This window comes from Candidatus Enterococcus willemsii, assembly GCF_009933335.1.
Lineage (GTDB): Bacteria > Bacillota > Bacilli > Lactobacillales > Enterococcaceae > Enterococcus_F > Enterococcus_F willemsii.
Window position 1 is genome coordinate 31,973 of sequence record NZ_MAEL01000031.1, and the last position, 24,379, is coordinate 56,351.

A 24,379-nucleotide genomic window follows, 5' to 3' on the forward strand; every position below is an offset into this window, starting at 1 on the left:
TTTATTGTAATTCAAAAAAATTTATACGACAACTTATCTTATACATATTTTGCGATTTTTTTATTTATTTGTACTGACGCACTTCTGGTGGTGTGTATTCAGCAATAAATTGTGCCATTTCCTCAACCGAATGCGCAAAAAGCACATTGCGCCGATCTGCAAGAGATAAAAATTCCTCATGAACCATCCAGTCAAAGAAATGTTGTAATTGTTCGTAATAGTCAGCAACATTATAAAAAATACATGGACAGTCATTTTGTCCAACTCTTGCCCAAGAGACAGCTTCAATAATCTCTTCTAGTGTCCCCGGACCCCCAGGTAAAGCAATACATGCATTACCTAACGCGAGCATTTTTTGTTTTCTTTCAGACATCGTCTCAACCACATGTAACTCAGTTAAATCTGCATGGGCAATTTCTCGTTCTTGTAAAAAAGTCGGAATCACTCCAATCACTTTACCACCTGCTTGTAAGACAGTATCTGCAATGACACCCATCAAACCAACTTTGCCTCCACCATAAACTAATGTATGGTTATTTTCAGCAATCCAAGTTCCCAATGTCACAGCCGCTTGTTTGTACTGTGCATTCACACCTAAACTAGCACCACAATAAACAACAATATTCAACAAGTATTCCTCCTTTACAACTTCTCTCAAGTATAGCATAGAACATTACAAGACAGGTCAGACAAAAAAAGCCCTAGCTAAAATTAGCGGGCAGTTTTAGGCAAGTAATTGGTTTATCGCTTGTTCAATACTAGAAAGATCTCCGTATGATAAAGAACGGTTGATGGTAATAATTGGTTGATTTCCTTGAATATTTTGTTGATTAATTGTTTCAGTTAGTAAAATCAGGTCTGCTTCAATCGCTTCTCGACAAAATTGAATATTATATTTCCCTGAAAAGCATCGTTGTACCTTTGAACGCATAACTAATTGATTACGTTTTGGATATTGAGAGTACATAAACAGCTTGACGGTTGGTAGTAATTGTTCCGTATTCATAAAATTATAGCAATTTAACAAACTTCTTGTTTTTAACAGTTCATCCCCTTCGGACCCTTGATCATATTCTTGCCAGAATTTCGTGAATTGTTGCCCTAGAAAAGAATGCTTCCAATCAATGGCTACTGACCATGGCTGGAAGATATCATAAACTTCTGCATGGTAAAATTGCAATTGTTTCACCCAACTCGTACGATAAAATTGTTGATGAATCTCGTCTTTTTCAGCAGGCGTCAATAATCGAAAATGAGCTTCAAACAATTGGATCCATCGCAGTCCATCTGCTGAAACAATCTGTTCGGAAGAAGAAATTTCTATTAATTCAAAATTCGTCAACATATCAACAAAAAATTTCCAATCCGCAGCCGACCAATTTTTTAATTCTGATGGGGCATTTCGAGTACCCTCTACTTCTAAATGGTAATTATTGTTAATTGCTAACTCGTTAATACAATACCAACTAGCTAATAAGTTCAGTGCATATTCATTTGGTTCTATTTTTAAACGCATAGCAAGCTGATTCGCAATTTGCCGATAGGTCACTGCATGATCCAAAGAAAAAATTAATTGTTGCGAAAAGCCAACATAGACTAAGAACAATAAAAAGAATCCACGAATATTTTTTTCTTGCCCAACAATTTTGACATTATGTGACACGCTGATGTGTAAATCGTATTTATGAATATCATCATTGATTCTTGACACCATTCGCCGTACTTTTGACAAACTCACTTGGTGCCTTTCGCAAAATTCAGTGACAGAGAATTGTCTCTGATAAATAAGTTGTGAAAATAAAGCATATGTCAATGTTTCGATTAATAAATCAGAAATTAATCGATCAAAATTAGTATTTTCACGCTGCAAACGAATGCCGTAACGCGTTGTCGTATCGATCCATAATTCTTTTTCAGGAAAGAGTTGTACACACTTTTCATTCAATTCTCGACAGTATTTCAGCACAGTTTGATTCTGAACGTTAATCTGCTCGGCAATTAAACGACTTTGGGTATACGATTCCTGCTCGTCTAAAAAATACAACATTTGTAACTTTCTGAGAATACTTTTTGGTAAACCAAACATCGTCCTCGCCTCCTTTTCTCTTATCCTATAAAAAAATACAATGGAATACTACGCCATTTTTCGTCTAGCTGTTATCCGTTTTTTGACGTTTTTATACAAAAATAGCAGGTATAAAAAAAGAGCCATGCAGCACATGCGCTGTATAGCTCTTTAGAAATATGAATTTGTACCTATTTATTGTAAAGTGGGTGAGCATCGGTCAGTTCTTTGACGGCCGTTTTTACTTCCGTCAAAACAGCTGCATCGTCTTTATTTTCTAACACCTTCACGATTAAGCGAGCAATCGTTGCCGCATCGTCTTCATCGAATCCACGACTAGTGATTGCAGGTGTTCCAATCCGAATGCCGCTTGTTTTAAATGGGCTTAAACTTTCAAATGGGATAGAGTTTTTATTAACCGTAATATTAACCGTATCTAGTAATTGCTCCGCATCTTTCCCTGTCATTTCAAAACCAGTGACATCAATTAACAATAAGTGATTATCCGTTGCTCCAGAAACCAATCGTGCTTTTGGTGCCTGATTAAATACTTTCGCCATAGCTTGCGCATTCTTAATCACTTGTTGTGCGTAGTCTTTGAAGCTTGGATCAAGCGCCTCTTTAAATGAAATAGCTTTTCCGGCAATCACATGCTCCAACGGTCCCCCTTGAATACCAGGAAAGACGTTGCTATTGATTTTTTTAGCTAGTTCTTCATTGTTTGTTAGTACTAAACCTCCACGTGGTCCACGTAGTGTTTTGTGTGTAGTAGAAGTTGTAATATCCGCATATGGAACTGGATTTGGATGCAGTCCAGCTGCCACTAGACCAGCAATATGCGCCATATCGACCATTAATTTAGCACCAACTTCATCAGCGATTTCTCTAAATTTCGCAAAATCAATCGTACGTGAATAAGCACTTGCACCTGCGACAATCAATTTTGGCTGATGTTTGCGTGCCAAAATACGTACGACTTCATAATCAATCACTTCAGTTGAAGGATCTACGCCATAGCTAACAAAGTTATATGTTTTTCCACTAAAGTTTACTGGAGAGCCATGCGTTAAATGTCCACCTGCTGAAAGGTCCATTCCTAAAATAGTATCGCCCGCTTCCACTAATGCAAGATATGCCGCTGTATTCGCTTGTGAACCAGAATGTGGTTGAACGTTAGCAAATTTTGCACCAAAAATTTCTTTCGCACGATTGATTGCTAGACTTTCTACCACATCAACAAATTCACAGCCACCATAATAACGACGACCTGGATAACCTTCAGCATATTTATTTGTTAAAATACTTCCTTGTGCAGCCATGACACCTTCTGAAACAATATTCTCAGAAGCAATCAATTCCAAGTTATTTTGTTGACGTTCTGCTTCATTCTCAATAGCTGTCCATAATTCTTTATCCAACGTTTTGTAATCCATTCTACACAAACACCCCTTTACTCTGATGATTGCATTGTATCATAAGAGCTTTGATAAATCTTTAAAATTCCTCTTTTTACGATTTATTTTCTAAAAAAAAGTTGAAATGTGCTTTAAATACGAACAATAAAAAAGCTACACTTTCAAAATGTTTGAAAGTGCGGCTTCTATTAATCAAAATATTGCTGAGCAGCAGCTTTTTTCAAGCGATTCATATAAGCTACGCCAAGTTTTTCTTCTGGGAAAGTAGCAACTAAAATCAAATCTAAGTCTAACAACGGTTCATCCAACGCACGTAAACCTGCAAATAAGCCTCTTGTTGCTGCCTCAACACTGTCATCTTGATACATAAAAACAGCCGCAGTATCCGCCCGTACTTTTTCTGCCACGCTCGGTCCTGCCATCACTCCAACTTTTAGTTGACGTTCTTTTGCATAAGTTACTGCTCTGTGCCAATCTTCTTCACGTACCATAAGGACATTAGTCTCTGGTGAATAATGTTTATACTTCATCCCTGGTGATTTTGGCGTATCATTTTCTTTGATCAAATAGCTGTCTAAAGCAATCTTGATTCCTAAATCTGTTTCTAATTGTTCTTTGGTAATAGCTCCTGGTCGTAAAATCATTGGAGGCTTTGTTGGATCACTAATATCTAATACCGTTGACTCGACACCAATTGATGTAGAACCATCATCCAAGATTCCTTCAATTTTTCCATTTAAATCATGATAGACATGTTCTGCGCTTGTTGGACTTGGTCTACCAGAAGTATTCGCACTCGGTCCTACCAAAGGCAGATTGGCTTCTCGTAACAACGCTAATGTTTTTGTATTATTTGGCATACGAAATGAAATAGTTTTTAATCCCGCTGAGACAACTGACGGAAAAATTCCCGCTTTTGGTTCCAAAATTAAGGTCAACGGACCTGGCCAGTACATATCCACTAATTTTTCTGTCAACGGATGAAAATTCGTGACATACTGTTTAACCTGTTCAAAATCTGCTACATGAACAATCAGAGGATTATCGCTTGGTCTTCCTTTCACGGCAAATACACGCTTCACTGCTGTCTCTGATAAAGCATTTGCGCCCAATCCATAAACTGTTTCTGTCGGAAAGGCAACGAGACCATCTGATTTCAATATTTCTATTGCCTCATTGATATTTGTGTCTATTTTCTTTGTTTCCACAGCTTATCCACACCTTTCCTATTATTTTTCAGCGAGTTATCAACACTTTTTAAAAGTTATGCACATTTTGTGGATAACCTCTCTATAAAATGGGGATAACCCTGTGAATAAATTAATTTTGTTTTAAATGCTTTTCTAGCACGTATTATCCGCTTTATTACTACTTATCAACAATTATTATCCACAAATCTGTGGATAACTAATACACAACAACCATTCGATCCTTCCCAGATAAGTCTTGATGGATTTCTACTATTTTTGTGGGAAACGCCTGTTGAAAAATCTCTTTTACTGCCTCACCTTGTTGAAAACCTATTTCTAGAAAAATCTTGCCTTGTGGACTTAATTTGCCTTGCGCTTCTTGAGCTAGTTTTTCATAAATAGCTAATCCATTATTTTCTGCAAACAAGGCTAATTTCGGCTCAAACAAGCGAACACTTTCATCCATGTATTCCCACTCTGATTCACTAATATAGGGGGGATTAGAAATCAAGACATCTATCGGTCCTTCAATCGGTGCCAAGGTATCACCTAGGTAAAAATCGACGGCTGCTTTTAAGGCTTCTTTATTTTCTTTAGCGACTAGTAATGCTTCTGGTGAAATATCTACTGCCGAGACTTGCCACTTTGGACGTTCTAATTTCAAGGTAATAGCAATCGCACCTGTGCCTGTTCCAACATCAACCACACGCAATGCTTCATTCGAACAATTCGTTAAACACAACTCCACTAATTCCTCTGTTTCTGGACGTGGAATCAATGTATGTTGATTCACTTTGAAACGTCGTCCATAAAATTCTTCCGTTCCTATTAAATACTGCGGAGGATGGTTTTGCATGAGTAAAGCAACGTCACGCTCAATTTGTTGTTCCTCTTCTTTTGAAATAGGCTGACGCATATTTAAGAGCCAGTCGGTTTTGCTCCAATTTTTTCGTGCCAAAAAAAGATACTGGATAGCATAACCTTCTTTGCCCTGCTCTTCTAAAAAAGAAGAAGCCCTTGAGAGGACTTCTTGATATGTTCTAGCCATTTTGTAGCTCTTCTAACTTCGATGTTTGTTCATACATAATTAATGCATCAACAATTTCATCTAATTTCCCAGCCAAAATTTGATCCAATTTTTGAATCGTCAAACCAATTCGATGGTCTGTGACACGGTTTTGTGGGAAATTATAGGTACGAATACGCTCAGAACGATCCCCTGTTCCGACTGCTGATTTACGGTTTGCATCGTACTCGCTTTGTGCTTCTTGTTGAATTTGATCATACACACGAGCACGTAAAACTTTCATCGCTTTTTCGCGGTTTTTTAATTGTGAACGTTCATCTTGCATGGCAACAACAATGCCAGTAGGTAAATGCGTCAAACGTACTGCAGAGGCTGTTTTATTGACGTGCTGTCCACCTGCACCAGATGCATGATAAATATCTGTCCGAATATCTTTGTCTGCAATATCAATTTCTACTTCTTCTGCTTCAGGCATCACAACAACTGTCGCTGTTGATGTATGAATGCGTCCTTGAGATTCTGTTGAAGGTACGCGTTGCACGCGGTGAGCGCCACTTTCATATTTTAGTTTAGAGAAGACATTGTCACCACTAATCATCATAATAACTTCTTTGTAACCACCAATTCCCGTAACGTTTGCTTCCAATACATCCGTCTTCCATCCTTGGCTTTCAGCATAGCGTTGATACATGTTAAACAAGTCACCCGCAAATAAGGCTGCCTCGTCACCACCTGCAGCACCACGAATTTCCATGATGATATTTTTATCATCATTTGGGTCTTTTGGTAATAATAAGATTTTAATTTCTTCTTCTAACGTATCTTTTTCTTTTTTCAAGTCAGATAATTCTTCTTTGGCTAATTCTGCCATTTCATCATCTAAGTTTTCACCTAACATTTCTTCTGCATCGGCAATCCCTTCAACGACTTCTTTATAGCGGCGGTAAACAGCAACCGTTTCGCGCGTATTCGCTTCTTCTTTTGATAGTTCCATAAAACGTTTTGTATCAGAAACGACAGCTGGATCACTTAATAATTCTCCTAGTTCTTCATAACGGTCTTCAATTGCTTGTAACTGATCGTACATACTTGGTTCTCCTTTTCCTCTGATAATGTAGTAAAATTTCTCATTTATCATTCATAGTTAAATTTCAGGATGAAAATAATGGTGTCGACAGACAGGGTAATATGCTTCATTCCCGCCAATTTGGACTTGAGCGCCTTCATAGACTGGCTTGCCATCAATATAATGTAAATTCATCGTCGCTTTTTTATGACAAAACCAACAAATTGTTTTCATCTCTTCAATTTTATCTGCATACAACAATAAATATTTCGAGCCTTCAAATAACTCATTTCGAAAGTCATTCTTTAAACCGAACGCCATGACAGGAATCCCTAATTCATCGACAACTCGCGTAAAGGCCAACACATGTTTTTTTGTTAAAAATTGTGATTCATCTACCAGTACACAAGACGGTTTAAATGCTAATTCTTGAATCACAGCAAACACATCTGTTTCAGTAAAAATAGGAATGGCTTTTTCTTCTAATCCAATACGACTCGAAACTTGACCGACTCCTGAACGTGTATCTAACCCACTTGTCATCAAAACTACAGGTTTGTTCTGCTCTTCATAATTGTGCGCTACTTTTAAAATCTCAATCGATTTTCCACTATTCATTGCGCCATATTTAAAAAATAATTGTGCCATCTCTTGCTCCTCCGTCTATTCCATTTGTTAGTATACTTGAAAATGGCACTTTTTTACAGTATTAAATTTGTTTCTATGTTGTTATTCAATAGATTTTCTTACTAGAAACAAAAATCACACGGTAATTCCCCTTACTATACCTAGGTAATCGCTCATTAATATTTAGTTATAGATGCTATATAACAACATTTCTTCGTATATTAATTTCCCTAGGTACAAAAAAAGCTAGGGTTTCCCCTAACTTAAAGTAGCAAGTAATGCAATCAAATATAAATGTAATGGATAGAATACATAAAATAAGCTTTTCATAGATGGATGATTATTGCCTGGCTTGCCATTATATAACCCTAGTATAGGTAGAATGGTTATAAATAGGAAATCTGAATTCATTCCTAACATGACCCATGTTGTGTGCCAATTGCCATAGTCTACATAGCTAGTAAAGAACAGTCCTAGAGCGAATACCACAAGTAGAATGTTGCGTAAGATAAATTTTTCTCGACAAAGATAGCAAATTATCATAAACGGTAACAAGACCATACCGCCTTCTGTAAAAACGCCTATTAACAACATGACAATCATTGCCACAGTGTATAAAGTTCTCTTCTGCCAACTCGTCGCTTGTATCATGTACTGGATAAAATACAGCACAGTAGTCCCCACAGCCAACGTTAAGAAAATATTATTATGCACAGCATATTCTTTAGCAAATATGAACTGATTAAGCAATAAATTCGCTCCTTGCATTAGCACTCCCGCTATCCACAAGCGCCCCAAATACTTTTCTTGATTTCTGGTATAACGTAACCCTTCAATACTCATGTATGCAAAAAATACACCCACGCAACGTGTAAGCATGTGGAAAATTGCTGCTGTTTCAGTCGAAATAAAAGGGCTGATATGATCTAAAACCATTAAAGCCATCATGAATAATTTCAATTGTGTACGGTTAAAAATGACAATCTCCTACTTTCTTTTTTCTTTACTATAGCAATCTCACATACACTTTCCCATAGAATAAGATAACAAAAAGCGAACAGTTTTGTCACATCAAAAAAGGTAGGAAAACCCTTCAATGAAAGACTTCCTACCTTCTATAAATTCGATTTGATTAACGATGAATATAAGTGTAACCAGATGCACTCATTGTTGCAGTGTTAGGTCCGCCAGGGCTAGAGAATCCCATACCGCCTTGAGAAATTGTAATTGTATTGCTTCCAGCATCATATGACTCTACGTAAGCTACGTGACCGTACGTACCATCAGCAGTCCATGTTCCACCTACAGATTGTCCTGGAGCAAATACGACAACTGATCCAGCAGCTGGTGTGCCATTTACTGTATAACCATCAGCAGCCGCTGATGCTCCCCATTGACCACCATTTCCCCAATACGTACCAACCCAAGGCGCACGGTTTTTAACAAACCAAGTACATTGACCCCAAGCATACATATTGCCAGAGTTAGAGTGATCTACACCACCGCCAGATGCACTATTTCCGAATGAGTTGTTGCTTTGGTTGTTGTTAGACGAAGAACTTGAACCTGAATTTGTATTTGATGATGAATTTGTATTGTTTGTTTCAACAACTGGTGTTTCTTTCACGACTGGTGCTTCTTTTTCAACAGTTGTAGCATTTGAATTTGAAGTTACTTCAGTTGTTTGACTAGTTGTTGTTTCATTAGTTGCTGATTTTTTTGTTGCTTGTGGCGCAGTTTGTGTTTGTGGTGCATCCACTACTGCAGCCGCTTGAGCTTCTTCAACTTTTGCTTGTTCGGCTGCTTTTTGTTGTTCAGCTAATACACGAGCTTTTTCTGCTTCAGCTTCTTCTTTTTTCTTTTGTAATTTTGCTTTATCGCCTTCAGCTGTTGCTTCTTGTGCAGCTAAATCAGCTTTTAAGACATTTAAACTTGCTTGTTTTTCAGCAATTGCATTTTTTTCTGCTTCTAATTGTTGTTGTGTTGCTGCAGCTTCTTGTACTTTACTCTCGTTTTCTTTAATACTTTCTTCCACTGCTTGTTGATCTTGTTTTTGTTGTTGAACCAATTCATTATTTGCATTAACGATTGTTGATACTGCTTGAACACGACCAATAGCATCTGACAATGATTCAGCTTCTAACACGGCATCCAGTACATTCATGCTATCGCCATTCACCTGTACGTCACGTGCTTGTTTTTCAATCATTTCTTCGCGTTGTGCAATACGTAGTTTTAAGTCAGCAATTTTAGCTTGTAATTTTTCAGCTTCTTTACCTAACTCAACTTGTTTCGCTTCTAATGCAGAAACCTTCTCGCTGACAGTAGCAATTTCCGTTGTCAATGCATCAATTTGTGATTGCGTGCTTGCTTGTTGCCCTTTTAACGCATTGATTGTTTGATTTTTTTGTTCGATTTGATCATCGATTGTATCAGCTACGACTGGTGTAACGATTGTTGTTAATAATAGTGAACTAACCATTAATGTTGCTAAGAATTGTTTCTTCAAGTTGTGTTCCTCCTGTTTACCCTGTTTTAATTATATTTATAAAAAGAATTTTCGTTCGTTCAATTTTTGCGACAGATAAATACTAACATAAGAATAATGCACTGAGGTAAAAATTATGTTACAAAATTGTTTCATTTTACAAGAAATGCGCTTTCATTTTAGAGGAAACCATCATTTTACAAATAAAAAAAACGAAAATTTTTTCATTTACAAAAATTTTCGTTTTTTTATTTACTTTTGTTGTAATAATTCTAAAAATTGTTTGCCATATTTATCTAGTTTATTTTGTCCAACACCTTTAATTTGTAAAAATTCTAATGACGTTTGTGGTTGCTTTTCAGCTAATTCTTGCAGAGTTTTATCTGAAAAGATAACGTATGGTGGTAGATTTTGTTCTTGCGCTAAAGATAAACGCAATGCTCGTAATTCTTCAAACAACTCATTGTCCATTACAAGTTGCTTGACAGTTGCTTGTTTGCGGAAGACCTTCTGTTTACCCAACAACACATCAATTCCTGCTGCTGAAATTGTTAAAACTGGATATTGTCCTTCTGAAGGCGTTAAGTATTGTTCAGCCGTTAAATAATCAATTAATTGAACCACATCTTTTTGCGTCCAATCTTTCATCAAACCATAGGTCGAAAGTTGATCAAAACGCCATTGGGTAATTTTCTGATCTTTCGAACCTGTTAACACCTTGCCAACTAAAGACTTTCCAAAGCGTTCCCCCATCCGTTTCACACAAGAAAGAATTTTTTGCGTATCCAACGTAATATCTACGGATTCACGGTCATCCAAGCAATTGCTACAACGTCCACACTCTTTCCCTTGTTCACCAAAATAACGTAAAATATAGCATTGCAAACACATTTGAGTATGCGCATACTGACTCATTTCTCGTAACTTTAAATACTCGTTTTGTTGGTAATCAATGCTTGATTCGGATTGTTCAATAAAAAATTGTTGGACTTGTAAATCTTGAGCCGCATACAATAAGACGGCTTCACTAGGCAAGCCATCACGACCTGCACGCCCCGCTTCTTGGTAATACGATTCCAAATTTCCAGGAATTTGCGCATGGATAACAAAACGAACATTACTTTTGTTAATCCCCATCCCAAAAGCGTTGGTCGCGACCATGACTTGTACCCTATCAAATAAGAAATCTTCTTGGTTGCGTGAACGTTCTTGCTCATTCAACCCACCATGATAAAGTCCTACGGCAATTTGTTTATGTTTCAATAAATGGTAAATTCGTTCTACTTCTTTTCTGGTACTTGCATAAATAATGCCGGATTGGCCTTGATTCATTTTCAAATACTCGAGCAGATAGATATCTTTTTGCTCTTTAACTACTTGGAATGCTAAATTTTCTCTAGCAAATCCCGTTTTTATCTGATTTTCAGCTGGAATAGATAATAAATGACAAATGTCTTCAGCAACTTGAGGGGTCGCAGTTGCGGTTAACGCAACAACAGTTGGACGTTGTGTAAACGAGCGAATGGTTTCCGCTAATTTTAAATAACTTGGTCGAAAATCATGTCCCCATTGCGAAATACAATGCGCTTCATCTACTGCAATTAAATCAATTTCTACATGTTGCAATAATTCTAGAAAATCTGCTGTTTCCAAACGTTCCGGAGCTATATACAGCATTTTCACATTACCTCTTGCTGCTTGCCCTAAACGTTGCTGAATTTCTGAAAAATGGAGGGTACTATTGATATACGTTGCCGAAATTCCCATCTCATTCAAGCTATCTACTTGATCTTTCATCAGAGAAATCAAGGGTGAGACAACTAATGTTAAGCCATCTAACATCAATGCTGGCAGTTGGTAACAAATCGATTTTCCGCCACCTGTGGGCATAATTCCCAAAACATCTTCTTGACGTAAAATTTTATCAATGATTTCTGCTTGGCCTTTACGAAATGTCTGATAGCCAAACTTTTCTTCCAATAACTGCATGACTTTACTCATTTAACACGACACCTTTCCCGTCCATTATACCGAAATCTACACAAAAATACGTCATTAATTGTCTTTTTTTCCTTTTGAACAATTAATGACGTATTTTATTTAGATAAATGAAACAGTTTCTTCCACTTGAATGGTTGGATCCAAACTTTGGATAACGGGACAGTTCGGTGAAACTAATTTGAGACAACGTTGGGCTTTTTCTTGAATTTCGGCATCAACTTTGACGTAAAAACGTAGTTGAATGGATTGAATTGGTTCTGCACGACGTGTCGTGTCACGTGTATAGTCTGCTTCGATTTTTTCAAACTGATACGGAATATGTGAATTATCTAGGACTGATTGATAGACATAGCCACCACAAGCTGCTACTGCACAAACAAGCATCTGTACAGGTGAATAACCTTGTTCTCTAGCTAACACCCAATTGCCAGTTTCATGAGGTAGCTCAATTTTTTCCTTCCCTTGGATCAGGGTAAATGTTTCAATTGTCATTTGTTCCTCCTTACGAAATGGTCTGGTCCCACTTCAAGCCATTCAAATGTATCTGACCATTCGATTTGCTGTTGAATTTCTTTTTTCATCATGGCTGCACGGGCCAATTTCGGATCAGCAATTGGTGCTGCAGCCAACAATTTTTTCGTATACGCATGTTGTGGATTATCAAATAATTGTTGCGTCGGAGCCAGTTCGACTAATTTACCTTGGTACATTACCGCAATCCGATCGGAAATATGACGAATGACCGATAAATCATGCGAAATAAACAAGTAGGATAACGCAAATTCTCGTTGCAATTTTAACAACAACTGAATAATCTGTGCTTGAATCGAAACATCTAAAGCCGATGTCGGTTCATCACATAAAATAAATTCCGGTTGATTTACGACTGCTCGAGCAATACCAATTCGTTGACGTTGTCCCCCACTAAAATCACGTGGTAATTTAGCCAATGCTTCACCAGAAATCCCCACAATTGCTAAAATTTCCTCGGCTTTTTTTCGGGCAGTTTTTTTATCTTCTGCCATCAATGGTTCCATAACCAATTCTAACGCAGTCATTCGTGGATTTAAAGCAGAATAAGGATCTTGAAAAATAATTTGCATTTTTTGATACATGGCTTTCTTCTCAGCAGTCGTTAGTTTACTCAAGTCTTTGCCTTCAAAGAAAACAGTTCCTTCAGTTAGACTTTCTAAGTTTAGCACACTTCGGCCTAATGTTGTTTTACCACTCCCGGATTCACCTACTAACCCAAGCGTCTCGCCCTTGTAAATCGTTAGGCTCACATCATCAACGGCTCGAACTTCTGACACTGCCCCACGCCAATTTTTGGATTGAAAGACCTTTGTTGCATGTTCGACACGAATTAATTCTTTCGTCATTCATTTCCCTCCTTCAACCAAACGTGATGTGTTGCGGATAATTCTTTTTTCACAACTTGCTCGTCAGCATAGCTATCAGCGTTGACCGTACGTAATGGTGCATCACGATCACCTAGATGAGCAGCTGCCAATAATTGTTTTGTATAAGGATGTTGGGCTTGATAGAAGATTTCCTCCACGGTACCTTTTTCAACAATGCGTCCTTGGTACATCACATTAACGAAATCACACATGCCTGCTACGACGCCAAAATCATGGGTCACTAAAATGACAGATAAAGATTCGCTCGTTTGCAATTCTTTCATCAAAGCTAAAATTTGCGCTTGAATAGTCACATCTAAAGCCGTTGTCGGTTCATCAGCAATCAATAATTGTGGTTGTGCTAATAATGCCATAGCAATCATTACGCGTTGACGCATACCACCAGATAACTCGTGTGGAAATTGTTTCATTCTTTTTTCAGGTAAAGGAATGCCGACTTTTTCTAATTCTTCAATCGCTCGTTGTTGTGCTTGTTTTTTCGATATTTTTTGGTGCCGCAAAATAACTTCCACCAAATGATAACCAATTGTCCGCAAGGGATTCAATGACGTCATCGGATCTTGAAAAATCATCGCAAGCGGGATTTTTTGCGCATCGGTCACTGCTTGCCCTGCAAACAAAAATTGATCAAATGTTGCATGGGCATTATCTGGTAAAATATCCATCAGACTTTTCATGGCAATACTTTTGCCACTACCAGATTCACCAACAATACCAACCACTTTTCCTTTTGGAATGTGCAAATCAATGCCTTTTATAATCGGTAATGCTGGATGTTTTTTCGCTTGAATAGTGACATGTAAATTCGTCATCGTCAAAATTTCTTCCGTCATTGTTTACACCTCCCTTTGGACAACTGCTTTAATCATATCACCAATATTGTTAAAGGAATAAATTGTTAACGCAACAAATAACCCTGGTAAAATTGCCATATATGGTGCACGTTGTAAACTATTTTGAGCATTCTGTAAGAGACTGCCCCATGAAGCCATTGGAGGTTGAATCCCTAGACCAAGAAAACTCAATGCTGATTCCGTCATAATTGCGCCCGAAATACTGGCAGACGCAGCCACTATTAACGTCGGTAATACCGAGGGAAAAATATGTTTACCTATGATTTTCCAAGGTGATTCCCCGATAAATTGCCCATATAACACATATTCACGCTCTTTCGCTGCCAAGGTTTCCCCTCGGATTAACCGAGCAATACTCATCCATGAAAAACAGCCAATCACAATAATAATCGTTCCTAAGCCGGGTTTCAAAAAAATACTTAATACAATTACTAAAACTAGCCATGGAATGGAAGAAAGAACATCCACCATCCGCATTAAAATATTGTCAATCCAACCACCAAAATAACCAGCAATCAAACCCACACTAGTCCCAATCGTTGTCGCAGTAATCATGGCAAGAACACCTACAATCAACGATACGCGACCACCATAAACAACACGGATAAAATAGTCACGTCCGACTTCGTCTGTTCCAAATAAATGAGTCAGGCTCGGTGGTTGAGACATTTGTGTCACATCTGTCGCATTCGGATCAATCGGAATCAATGGTGCTACTAAGGACAAAATAATCAATAACAAAATAAAGATTGTTGACAACAAATAAGTCGGGGAAGAAATGATTCCTTTGCCTAAATATTTCAAACGAGCCATTTTATTTCCCTCCTTTACGAATGCGTGGATCAACCACTGAATATAAAATATCTGATAATAAATTACCTAAAATCACTAACGTCGCTGAAAGCAACATGATTGCCATAATCACGGGATAATCTAAACTTCTCGTCGCGCTTGTTAAATATGGTCCGACGCCTGGCCAACCAAAAATTGTTTCCGAAATAATTGCACCTGTGACCAACATCGGTAGAGCTAAACCAATTTGTGTTACCACTGGAATCAAGACATTCCGACTGATATGACGACGAAAAATCTGCCCTTTTGTCGCATGAAATGCACGTTGGACAGTCACATAATCTTCCGATGTCTGCTGCATAGCCGATGAACGAATATAACGAGTTAACTCTGGGAAAAAAGCAACCGTTAATGTTAAATAAGGCATAATAAAATGCACTAGAAAATCTTGAAAGTCTCCCGTTGTTCCCACGGTATGCATGCCAATGATCGGAAGTAAATTAAAGCGATATCCTAGGAAGTAGATTAAAATCATCGCAAACCAAAAAGTCGGAATAGCGATTCCTAATGAAGCAATACCATCAATCAAACGATCTAACCATTTGCCTTTATTTGCAGCTGCTAATAAGCCCAGCGCAATTGCCAAGACAAGAGCTGTCAAATAAGCGGGAATAATCAATTTCATCGTGTTTGGAATCCGTACCCCTAATTCCCCAGCAATACTACGTTGAGAAACAAGCGAATACCCAAAATCTCCTTTAAAAATATTTCCCAACCAAGTCAAATACTGAACCAAAAACGGTTCATCTAAACCATATTTTTCTCGCAACAAAGCAACTTGATCAGGTGACATATTCGGCGTTTTTAATGAATCAATGACATCGTAGGGTGCCAAATGAATTAAAGAAAACACAATAAACGAGATAACGAATAATAGTGGAATTGCTTGTAAGATCCGTTTAATAATGTATCGTAACACGCGCAGTTCTTCCTTTCTTTTTACAGCAAAACAAGAAGCTGTGATAAAAGCCTTACCACAGCTTAATGCTTTACTTAATTGTTAACTTCGATAAATCTTCAAACGTATAAATTGGAATTAAACCCGCTTCTTCCACATTTCCTATACGATTGTTGACAGCTAAAATTTTCTTGTTATCAACGATTGGATAAATACGAGCATCTTCTGCAATGGCTTGTTGTAATTCAACATACAGTGCTTGACGTTTCTCTGGATTTAACTCAGTCGCAGCTTTCGCAAATAACTCATCGGTTACTTTATTTTCTGTTTGGAAATAGTTTGCACTACCTCCTGTTTCAAATAGTGCCCCATATAAATCTGGGTCATTTCCCATAATATAACCGCCTAAGAAGAGGTTATATTTCGTTGAACCATCTTTATCTAACTCTGCAAAGATAGCGGCACTATCACCACCTTCTAAATTCACCGTAATACCAGCTTTTTGTAATTGCTGTTGAATCAAGGTTGCTTGGACTGTTTGTACAGGGTCTGATGATGAAAAAGCTAGGTTTAAGGTTAAATCACTAACATTTGCTTCTTTTAATAGTTCTTTTGATTTTTCAACGTTTGTGTCATATTTTTCAACATCATCTGTTGCATATGGATTGTTTGGTGGTAAGAATGAATAAGGTTGCTCGTAATATTCTTTATCCAAATAGCCTGCTTGATTTAACTCATCTTTATTCAATGCAAACAAGACTGCTTGACGCACTTTAACATCTTGTAACGCTTCTGATTTTGTATTTAAGCCTAAATAACCGACACGATTTTCACTATATGGATAAGTTGTAATCTTTGAGTCATCCAAATCTTTCACATCCGCTGGTAAAACGACAGCTGCATCAACTTCGCCTTTTTGCAAAGCGACTTTAGTTGTATCAGCATTTTCAATAATACGTAGCGTCACATTTTTAATAGATGGCTCACCGCCATAATAATTTTCATTGGCTTCAAACGTTAAATATTCACCACGTTTATATTCAACTAGCTTATAAGGTCCAGTTCCCACCGCTTTTTCTGGTAATTCATTGACTGAGAAGTCTGGTACATCTTTAAAGACGTGTTCTGGGATAATGAATGTTTCAGTTGCGATATTATTAATTGCGGCCGCACTGGCTTGAGGGAATACAAATTTCACCGTATAATCATCGACTTTTTCAATGGCGATTGGTTCATCACCTACCCATAGTTGGTCGGCATTGCCATTTTCTTTTTTCACTTTTTGTTCATAGGTAAAGACAACATCATCTGCTGTAAAGTCTTCACCATCTGACCACTTAACATCTTTCTTCAAGTGAACAGTAACCGATAGCCCGTCTTCTGCTGGCTCAACAGATTCCGCTAACGCATTTTTCGTTGTCCCATCACCTTCAACAATCACTAAAGGTGAATAAATCATATTCGTAACTGTTAATCCCCAACGATCACTCGTATTAATCGGATTCGTTGATGTTGGATCCCCACTAATTGCATAGGTAAAAGTTGAATTGTCGGCTGGTTGCGAAGCACTAGATGATTTCTCTGTATTTCCACCCGAAGAGCAAGCAGCTAGCGTTAATCCTAATACAACTACACTGGCACGTAGTATTGTTTTTTTCCAATTTTTCATCATCTATTTTCCTCCTATTACCAAACTGGGACACTTGACCCTTTTGTTACGTCAGCGATAATATCTTTGACCTCATCTGTTTGGTAGTATTTCACAATTGTTTTGTAGATTTCTTTATCTTTATCTTCTTCACGAACAGCAATAACATTGTAATATGGTTTAGAAGAATCTGCGACAGGTTCGAGATAAATCGCTGTTTCAGTTGGAATAAACCCAGCATCAACGGCTACATTATTATTCACACAAGCAATGTCAACATCATCTAACGCACGAATCGTTTGGTTCGCATCTAACATTTCAAATTTTAGGCTTTTAGGATTCTCAGTAACATCATTGACTGTTGGTAACAAACCCGCTTCTTTATCTAATTTAATCAAACCAGCTGTCTGCAATAACAATAACGCACGGCTCTCATTTGACACATCATTGGGAAGCGCTACTGTGGCACCATCTTGTAATTCATCAATTGTTTCTATTTTATTTGAAAAAATACCCAATGGATTTAACGTGGTATAAGCGATTGTAGTATTTGAAAACCCACCTTCTTTATTGACTTCATCCATAAAAATTTCTGTTAAAGAAGAATGCAAATCAATTGAACCATCTTCTAAAGAAGTAATTGGTCCACGATAATCAGTAAATTTAACAATTTCTAAATCGATATTTTCTTTTTCTTTTAATTCTTTTTGAACATGTTCCCAAGCTTCGTTACTTTCACCAACAACGCCTAGCTTGACAGTCTGTGATTTCTCTGTTTCATTCGCCGCTTCTTTCTTTGCACCACAAGCTCCTAATAAGATAACAGCACTGACTGTTAAAACACTTGTAATTGCTTTTTTCCAACCTCTTTTCATGTTTGTTTCCCCTTTTCCATCTTACTTTTCATTCTGATAGTTATTGGCATCATACCTAGCTAGAATAAGGAAGTCAAACTACTAGTGATAGAAAAAAACTATCGAAAAAACAATCATCCATGTGTTTATTCCTTACCCTATCTTGCTTTCAATAAACGTGTAGCGTTTTAAGGAGATTGTTCTATTTCTTTATAAATATTTTTGGTTTACACACTGTAATGTCTATATCAAATATTTCTATCGCCACATCTTTTCTATTACACAAAAAAATACCTACCTCACTGCACGACACAGCGAAATAGGTATCTACTTAATTCAGCCACTCAATATCCTTTAATGGCCAATAACGAACAAAGACTTCCCCTTTAATCATCGATTCATCAACAAAACCGAAAATTCGGCTATCTTTTGAAATCAAGCGATTATCTCCTAAAACAAAATATTTTCCTTCCGGTACTTCATAGGAAAAATCATTGGTAAAGGTCAGTGCTCGGTCAGCTACTGCTTGGAAACTTTGATTATACTTATATTCTGTTTGTAACTTATCTTTTGCAAAAGCTTCTTTAAATTCTTTTAAGTAAGGTTCATCGACAACTTCACCATTGATACTTAAGACATCATCTTTCATTTCAACTTTATCACCAGGTATGCCAATCACACGCTTGACAGCAATTTTATCTAGTTCATCTGGCTCTTGTGTCGTAATGATGTCAAAACGGTCAATAGATGATAATTGGAAAGTCACTAATTTTTGCCCATCCGCTAATGTAGGATCCATCGAATGGCCTTTAACCGATACCGTGACAACGACAAACAAACGTAACACAACTAATAAGGCAACAGCGATAAGAAAAACGCCCCAATTTTTAAAAAATTCTTTCAACAGTCGATTCTCCCTTAGATACATTTGATTGATTCATTATACCACAGCTTGTAGTGAGAAGAAAAAGTTTCAGTTATCTCTTACAATCACTACTTCTGACCAGCCCATCTGATAACCCGCACGGATTGCTACATTTAATGAACGATTATGTGACCATGCTGTCGAATAAATCGGTAAAATCGTTGGCTCCATTTCTTGAATGCGAGTAGTGATTCCTTGAATCAATTTTGTCGCGACTCCTTTTGCGCGTAAATCATCAGATAAAATTTCTATTCCCAACTCCCAAGTATACGCACCATTTGTGTTCGCACCAGCAATGGCTTTCAATGTAGGATCAAAGTAACCATAGCCAATTTTATCCGGTTCTTCAGGCAAATATTCAAATGCATTCACGATACGTTTATCTTGTTTGAAAATAGGAATTTCTTGTTCAGATAAAAAGCGAAAGCGTGAATCAACTAGCGGTGTCCCAATCACTTTTGGGATGAAGAATGGTCGAATTTTAGCTATTTTCAATTGATATTTTGCCAACAAGTCTGTTAAATTTTGAATACTTTCAAATTCCAAAAACCATGCACCGCTAGTATCTTTGAAGGTTTTATGTAAAGCTTCTGTCACCGGCTCGCTTTCCGTTCGTACAAATAGTTGGTTATTGTAACAGACAATTGCTCCAAACTCTCGTGCATTGCGCCGACTAGCCATTGTTGCGTGATTCGTTGTAAAGAAATTCTTCTCTTTGGTAAATACCTCCTCCGAACAAGCAAAATCAATTGCAAATTGTTGATGTAGAATTGACATCTTCCCACTCCTTTCAGTCGATTATTTCTTTAGTATAACGTAGTCCGCATTTTTCTCAAAGAACCGCTAGACTTTTCTAGCATTCCTACTGTTCTTTCATTCTTTTTTTGCTATACTGGTACTACTACTATTAGACGGGGGATAATTTTATGAATTTTGGGCGCTTCACACGTCTGACATTACGCCGAGGAAAAACCTTCTTTGCAAGAAACATTTCGTCTATTCAAGTTATCGTCTCTTATTATATTTTGATGACTTTATTAGCTCTAATTTTATTTTATTTGCCTTTTTTTAGACAACCAGGTACACACGTTGCGTTTATTGATATGTTTTTTATGGCTATCAGCACTATCAGCGTCACAGGTCTAACCACATTTCCAATTGATGAAGTCTTTAATGAACGCGGGGTCGTACTATTGGAAGTCCTCTTTCAAATTGGTGGACTAGGTATTATGATGATTTCTACCTTCTTTTTTATCGTATCTCGACGAAAAATTTCATTAAAGCAACGTCAATTAATTATGACTGACATGAACCAACCACGACTTAGCGGAATTGTGCGAATGATTCGAACAACATTCACAATTATTTTAATGTTTCAAGCAATTGGTGGTAGCATCTTCGCCATTTACTTTAAAGCCATGGGCTATTACGACAATTGGCTAGATGCAATTTTTTATGGGTTCTATCAGGCAATTTCCGCCGTCACTAACTCTGGATTTGACGTGACTGGAGAGTCTATTTTACCTTTTGCCAATGATTATCTCTTTTTAATTAGTATCATGTTCCTGATTTTCGTTGGTGGTATTGGTTTTCCAGCGATTATGGACTTTCGAGAATGGGTGAAATTTCAATTTTTTAAAGAAAAGCGTCAGCTGCCTTTTCGTTTTACCCTCTTTTCTAAAATTGCGTTCTTAGCATTTATCGTCTTGTTTATCGGTGGAACCTTAACTATCTTTTTCTTAGAAAAAGGACATTTGTTCAAGGATATGACAGCGGTTGGTCAGTGGATTAACAGTATGTTTTACTCGATGACAACCAGAAATGCGGGCTTACAAATCCATGATTTAAATGAATTTCAAGTAACCACTTTAATTGTTTTTTCTTTATTAATGTTCATTGGTTGTAGTCCTAGTTCAGTCGGTGGTGGTGTTCGAACAACCACGGTTGCCATCATTGGATTATATCTCTTTTCTTTCTTAAAGAGTGAAAGTCATATCAATATTTTCGGACGGAAAATTGATGACGAAGATGTTCGTAAATCGGTTGTGGTCTTTATGTTATCTCTTTTGATGTGCTTTGCATGTGTCATCTTTTTAACAGCCACAGAAGATGTCTCGCTAATTGCAATTATTGTGGAAGTTGCTTCGGCTTTTGGAACAACGGGTTTGTCCCTAGGCATTACCGCAGGCCTCTCCGTGACAGGCAAATTAGTGATTGCCTTATTAATGTTTATTGGACGAATTGGCATGCTTTACACCTTACTTCTCTTTGTACCAAAAGAAACACGCGATTTAGGCTACGAATACCCAACTGAAAAAATTATTATTGGCTAAATAAAATCCACCTCTTTGACTGAAAGAGGTGGATTATTTTGCTTGCCGAATTTTGGCTGGTAAGTTTTTCCAAACGAGTTGATACGACAAATAAATCATTTGTTCAAATTCCTCATCTGTTAAAACAGTGCTTCGCAAGGCAATCGAATTCCAATGCTTCTTGTTCATATGATAGCCTGGTGTAATATCCTCATAAATTTCTCTTAGTTCTTCATTTTTTTCTGGTAACCCTTTTAACGTAATCATCGCTTGTTCTGTAGCTTGCGGACTCATCGTGCCAAACATTTTTCCGTGGACCTCGAAATAAATCGTTGCCCAATCTTCACGAAAATACACTTTAGCAAAGGGCAAAGACACCCCAAAGCGTTGCAAACGTTCCATTCGTTGTTTCATTTTTTCACCTTCTTTTTTAAATTATAACGGATTTAGCAGTTATTTTTCTTCTTTTTTTTAAGATTGGGGAAAGCCATTTAATCTTTTTTAAAAGTTGTGTTATGATTAGATGAATTTATTCGACTATCTCGTTTTACGATGGAGGTTTTTTATGGGAATCAGAAGTTATTTTGCCGCTTTTGTCGGTAAAACCTCGCAATGGGTATTAAAAAATTTTTTTAAGGGTGGTTCAAGTCTGCCAGGTAAACTGGCTTTGTCAATTGACCCTCATATTTTGGACTATCTAGCGAAAGATTATCAAGTAGTGGTTGTTACAGGGACAAACGGAAAAACGTTAACCACTGCGCTTACTGTGAATATTTTACGTCAGGAATTTGACAATGTGTTAACAAATCCAACTGGTGCAAACATGGTACAAGGCATTGTTTCCACTTTTCTTTCTGCCAAAAAAACGAATGGGAAAAAATTTGCCGTTTTGGAGATTGACGAGGCCAGCTTGAGCAAAGTAACGGAATACATCAAGCCAGAACTATTTGTCTTTACCAATATTTTCCGTGATCAAATGGATCGTTACGGCGAAATTTATACCACTTACCAATTAATCGTGGATGGTGCCGCAAAATCACCAACCGCAACGATTTTAACTAACGGCGATTCACCGATTTTCAATTCAATTGACACAGTAAATCCACGGAAATATTATGGCTTTAATCATCAAGAAGATGAGGAACAAATGGCTCATTACAATACAGATGGTGTCCTTTGTCCAAATTGCCAACATATCTTGCATTATAAAATGATTACTTATGCGAACCTTGGAAAATACTATTGTCCAAATTGCGATTTCCATCGCCCAGCATTGGATTATCAATTAACAAATCTAAAAAACATGACAAATACCTCTGCAGAATTTACGATTGACGGCAACGACTACAAATTAGAAGTTGGCGGAATGTACAACATTTACAATGCCTTAGCAGCAACAGCTGTCGCTGAGTACTATCATGTTGCTCCTGAAAAAATCCGCTTAGGACTAGGATACGATGAAAAAGTCTTTGGACGACAAGAAGTTATCACGATTGATGATAAGAAATGTACGCTCGTTTTAGTCAAAAATCCAGTTGGTTTAAACCAAGTCATTGATATGATTGGTCTATCTCCTTACCCCTTCTCATTGGTTTGCTTATTAAATGCTAATTATGCTGATGGAATTGACGTAAGTTGGATTTGGGACGGAGACCATGAAGCCTTTGCTGATATGGGTATCCCGAAAGTGATTGCAGGTGGCGATCGTCACAAAGACATGGCACTTCGCTTAAAAGTTGCCGGTATTCCAGAAGAAGACATTACTGAAATGCAAGATTTAGATGCTGTGATAAATGGTATCAAACAATTACCAACAGAAAATGTTTATATTTTAGCAACTTATACTGCTGTACTGCAATTGCGTAAAAAACTAGCAGAACAAGGACATATGCAAGGGGGCATGACACGTGGCTAAATACGAATTAACACTTGCCCATCTCTATGGAAATTTATTAAACACATACGGTGATAACGGCAATATTTTAATGCTAAAATACGTTGCGAAACAAATGGATATTGATTTAAAAATTGAAATTGTTAGTATCCACGAACCCTTTGAACCTGAAAAATATGACCTTGTCTTTTTTGGTGGCGGACAAGATTTCGAACAAAAAATTGTCTCCGATGATATTCAATCAAAGAAAGAGTCCTTAATATCCTTCATTGAAAACGACGGCGTCATCCTAGCTATCTGTGGTGGCTACCAATTGTTAGGCCATTATTACATTGGTGCACATGGTGAGAAGATTTATGGCATTAGCGCGTTGGATCATTATACGCTAAGCCAAGATAACAATCGCTTTATTGGTGACGTCAAAATATACAATGAAGAGTTTGGTGAAACTTATGTCGGATTTGAAAACCATAACGGTCGTACCTTCTTAGGAAAAGGCGAACGTCCTTTAGGAAAAGTCGTTGAAGGTTATGGAAACAACGGCGAAGATCAATCCGAAGGCGCAATTTATCGCAATGTCTATTGCTCTTACTTCCACGGACCGATTCTCGCTCGAAATGAAAACTTAGCACGACGATTGGTTCAATTAGCCTTCGATAAAAAATATAATGCTTAATTTAAACCGTCCTTTTATTAGGGCGGTTTTTTCGTGCGGGAAATTTCCCACAACTTGACACTTTAGTCCATTATTTTTACTTCTTCCCATAACATCTCCTATCTATTGTAAACGCTAACAAATATAGTTAAAGTAAGAATGTAATTTTAACTTAGGAAGGAGTTTT

23 protein-coding genes are annotated in these 24,379 nt (G+C 37.3%); 3 read left to right on the forward strand and 20 right to left on the reverse strand.

Translation table 11 applies throughout. The annotated features are described in order from the left end of the window. Positions 1-64: 64 nt before the first annotated feature. From BAU17_RS04225 to BAU17_RS04315, 19 genes are all read right to left on the reverse strand, one after another. The gene (locus BAU17_RS04225) at positions 65-628 is read right to left on the reverse strand and encodes an LOG family protein (protein WP_161901576.1); all 564 of its coding nucleotides are present in this window, start codon (positions 626-628) and stop codon (positions 65-67) included. 96 nt (positions 629-724) lie between these two features. Continuing rightward, positions 725-2,086, reverse strand: coding sequence for a helix-turn-helix domain-containing protein (locus BAU17_RS04230; RefSeq protein ID WP_161901577.1), 1,362 nt, complete (start codon positions 2,084-2,086; stop codon positions 725-727). Positions 2,087-2,256: 170 nt separating this feature from the next. Continuing rightward, entirely contained in the window at positions 2,257-3,498 is a 1,242-nt protein-coding gene (gene glyA / locus BAU17_RS04235; RefSeq protein WP_161901578.1) for a serine hydroxymethyltransferase, read from the reverse strand. Positions 3,499-3,668: 170 nt separating this feature from the next. Next, positions 3,669-4,688 carry an L-threonylcarbamoyladenylate synthase gene (locus BAU17_RS04240; protein ID WP_161901579.1) on the reverse strand — a complete coding sequence of 340 codons (1,020 nt, stop codon included), beginning with the start codon at positions 4,686-4,688 and terminating at the stop codon, positions 3,669-3,671. Between the two features lie 199 nt (positions 4,689-4,887). Then, positions 4,888-5,718 (reverse strand): peptide chain release factor N(5)-glutamine methyltransferase, encoded by an 831-nt coding sequence (gene prmC, locus BAU17_RS04245; RefSeq protein WP_161901580.1) that lies wholly within the window; start codon positions 5,716-5,718, stop codon positions 4,888-4,890. Continuing rightward, positions 5,711-6,784, reverse strand: a complete 1,074-nt coding sequence (gene prfA, locus BAU17_RS04250) for a peptide chain release factor 1 (RefSeq protein ID WP_161901581.1) — start codon at positions 6,782-6,784, stop codon at positions 5,711-5,713. Before prfA ends, prmC begins: the two co-directional genes overlap by 8 nt. A gap of 57 nt (positions 6,785-6,841) precedes the next feature. Then, the gene (locus BAU17_RS04255) at positions 6,842-7,411 is read right to left on the reverse strand and encodes a thymidine kinase (protein ID WP_161901582.1); all 570 of its coding nucleotides are present in this window, start codon (positions 7,409-7,411) and stop codon (positions 6,842-6,844) included. Positions 7,412-7,648: 237 nt separating this feature from the next. Further along, positions 7,649-8,350 (reverse strand): TraX family protein, encoded by a 702-nt coding sequence (locus BAU17_RS04260; protein WP_267913755.1) that lies wholly within the window; start codon positions 8,348-8,350, stop codon positions 7,649-7,651. A gap of 172 nt (positions 8,351-8,522) precedes the next feature. Then, on the reverse strand, positions 8,523-9,899 hold the full coding sequence (locus tag BAU17_RS04265; protein WP_161901583.1) for a CHAP domain-containing protein: 1,377 nt from the start codon (positions 9,897-9,899) through the stop codon (positions 8,523-8,525). A 231-nt stretch (positions 9,900-10,130) separates the two neighbouring features. Next, the gene (gene recQ, locus BAU17_RS04270) at positions 10,131-11,879 is read right to left on the reverse strand and encodes a DNA helicase RecQ (protein WP_161901584.1); all 1,749 of its coding nucleotides are present in this window, start codon (positions 11,877-11,879) and stop codon (positions 10,131-10,133) included. Between the two features lie 99 nt (positions 11,880-11,978). After that, positions 11,979-12,371 (reverse strand): OsmC family protein, encoded by a 393-nt coding sequence (locus BAU17_RS04275; protein WP_161901585.1) that lies wholly within the window; start codon positions 12,369-12,371, stop codon positions 11,979-11,981. After that, positions 12,368-13,258: an ATP-binding cassette domain-containing protein gene (locus BAU17_RS04280; RefSeq protein ID WP_161901586.1), complete on the reverse strand. Its 891-nt coding sequence runs from the start codon at positions 13,256-13,258 to the stop codon at positions 12,368-12,370. The genes BAU17_RS04275 and BAU17_RS04280 overlap by 4 nt, the downstream gene beginning before the upstream one ends. After that, complete coding sequence (locus tag BAU17_RS04285; protein ID WP_161901587.1) at positions 13,255-14,133, reverse strand: ABC transporter ATP-binding protein; 879 nt, start codon at positions 14,131-14,133, stop codon at positions 13,255-13,257. Before BAU17_RS04285 ends, BAU17_RS04280 begins: the two co-directional genes overlap by 4 nt. 3 nt (positions 14,134-14,136) lie before the next feature. Then, positions 14,137-14,967 (reverse strand): ABC transporter permease, encoded by an 831-nt coding sequence (locus tag BAU17_RS04290; RefSeq protein WP_161901588.1) that lies wholly within the window; start codon positions 14,965-14,967, stop codon positions 14,137-14,139. A gap of 1 nt (position 14,968) precedes the next feature. Further along, on the reverse strand, positions 14,969-15,925 hold the full coding sequence (locus tag BAU17_RS04295; protein WP_161901589.1) for an ABC transporter permease: 957 nt from the start codon (positions 15,923-15,925) through the stop codon (positions 14,969-14,971). Between the two features lie 70 nt (positions 15,926-15,995). Next, complete coding sequence (locus tag BAU17_RS04300) at positions 15,996-17,573, reverse strand: ABC transporter substrate-binding protein (protein ID WP_161901688.1); 1,578 nt, start codon at positions 17,571-17,573, stop codon at positions 15,996-15,998. A 17-nt stretch (positions 17,574-17,590) separates the two neighbouring features. Further along, positions 17,591-18,427, reverse strand: a complete 837-nt coding sequence (locus BAU17_RS04305; protein WP_161901590.1) for a MetQ/NlpA family ABC transporter substrate-binding protein — start codon at positions 18,425-18,427, stop codon at positions 17,591-17,593. Positions 18,428-18,737: 310 nt separating this feature from the next. Continuing rightward, the gene (gene lepB, locus BAU17_RS04310) at positions 18,738-19,310 is read right to left on the reverse strand and encodes a signal peptidase I (protein ID WP_161901591.1); all 573 of its coding nucleotides are present in this window, start codon (positions 19,308-19,310) and stop codon (positions 18,738-18,740) included. 69 nt (positions 19,311-19,379) lie between these two features. Next, on the reverse strand, positions 19,380-20,108 hold the full coding sequence (locus tag BAU17_RS04315; RefSeq protein ID WP_161901592.1) for a hypothetical protein: 729 nt from the start codon (positions 20,106-20,108) through the stop codon (positions 19,380-19,382). 149 nt (positions 20,109-20,257) lie between these two features. Here BAU17_RS04315 and BAU17_RS04320 point away from each other — a divergent pair, with 149 nt between their 5' ends. Then, positions 20,258-21,664, forward strand: a complete 1,407-nt coding sequence (locus BAU17_RS04320) for a TrkH family potassium uptake protein (RefSeq protein ID WP_161901593.1) — start codon at positions 20,258-20,260, stop codon at positions 21,662-21,664. A 33-nt stretch (positions 21,665-21,697) separates the two neighbouring features. On the opposite strand, the gene BAU17_RS04325 is transcribed toward BAU17_RS04320, so the two are convergent. Next, entirely contained in the window at positions 21,698-22,057 is a 360-nt protein-coding gene (locus BAU17_RS04325; RefSeq protein WP_161901594.1) for an MmcQ/YjbR family DNA-binding protein, read from the reverse strand. 151 nt (positions 22,058-22,208) lie between these two features. Between BAU17_RS04325 and BAU17_RS04330 the strand changes: the two genes are divergently transcribed. Both BAU17_RS04330 and BAU17_RS04335 read left to right on the forward strand, forming a co-directional pair. Beyond that, positions 22,209-23,558: a Mur ligase family protein gene (locus BAU17_RS04330; protein WP_161901595.1), complete on the forward strand. Its 1,350-nt coding sequence runs from the start codon at positions 22,209-22,211 to the stop codon at positions 23,556-23,558. Then, complete coding sequence (locus BAU17_RS04335; protein ID WP_161901596.1) at positions 23,551-24,213, forward strand: type 1 glutamine amidotransferase; 663 nt, start codon at positions 23,551-23,553, stop codon at positions 24,211-24,213. The genes BAU17_RS04330 and BAU17_RS04335 overlap by 8 nt, the downstream gene beginning before the upstream one ends. Positions 24,214-24,379: the final 166 nt, after the last annotated feature.

Coding starts and splice junctions, on each gene's coding strand:
- BAU17_RS04230 (WP_161901577.1), bottom strand. CDS start 2,086: ATGTTTGGTTTACCAAAAAGTATTCTCAGAAAGTTACAAATGTTGTAT.
- glyA (WP_161901578.1), bottom strand. CDS start 3,498: ATGGATTACAAAACGTTGGATAAAGAATTATGGACAGCTATTGAGAAT.
- prmC (WP_161901580.1), bottom strand. CDS start 5,718: ATGGCTAGAACATATCAAGAAGTCCTCTCAAGGGCTTCTTCTTTTTTA.
- prfA (WP_161901581.1), bottom strand. CDS start 6,784: ATGTACGATCAGTTACAAGCAATTGAAGACCGTTATGAAGAACTAGGA.
- BAU17_RS04255 (WP_161901582.1), bottom strand. CDS start 7,411: ATGGCACAATTATTTTTTAAATATGGCGCAATGAATAGTGGAAAATCG.
- recQ (WP_161901584.1), bottom strand. CDS start 11,879: ATGAGTAAAGTCATGCAGTTATTGGAAGAAAAGTTTGGCTATCAGACA.
- BAU17_RS04275 (WP_161901585.1), bottom strand. CDS start 12,371: ATGACAATTGAAACATTTACCCTGATCCAAGGGAAGGAAAAAATTGAG.
- BAU17_RS04280 (WP_161901586.1), bottom strand. CDS start 13,258: ATGACGAAAGAATTAATTCGTGTCGAACATGCAACAAAGGTCTTTCAA.
- BAU17_RS04285 (WP_161901587.1), bottom strand. CDS start 14,133: ATGACGGAAGAAATTTTGACGATGACGAATTTACATGTCACTATTCAA.
- BAU17_RS04290 (WP_161901588.1), bottom strand. CDS start 14,967: ATGGCTCGTTTGAAATATTTAGGCAAAGGAATCATTTCTTCCCCGACT.
- BAU17_RS04300 (WP_161901688.1), bottom strand. CDS start 17,573: ATGAAAAATTGGAAAAAAACAATACTACGTGCCAGTGTAGTTGTATTA.
- BAU17_RS04305 (WP_161901590.1), bottom strand. CDS start 18,427: ATGAAAAGAGGTTGGAAAAAAGCAATTACAAGTGTTTTAACAGTCAGT.
- BAU17_RS04315 (WP_161901592.1), bottom strand. CDS start 20,108: ATGTCAATTCTACATCAACAATTTGCAATTGATTTTGCTTGTTCGGAG.
- BAU17_RS04320 (WP_161901593.1), top strand. CDS start 20,258: ATGAATTTTGGGCGCTTCACACGTCTGACATTACGCCGAGGAAAAACC.
- BAU17_RS04325 (WP_161901594.1), bottom strand. CDS start 22,057: ATGAAACAACGAATGGAACGTTTGCAACGCTTTGGGGTGTCTTTGCCC.
- BAU17_RS04330 (WP_161901595.1), top strand. CDS start 22,209: ATGGGAATCAGAAGTTATTTTGCCGCTTTTGTCGGTAAAACCTCGCAA.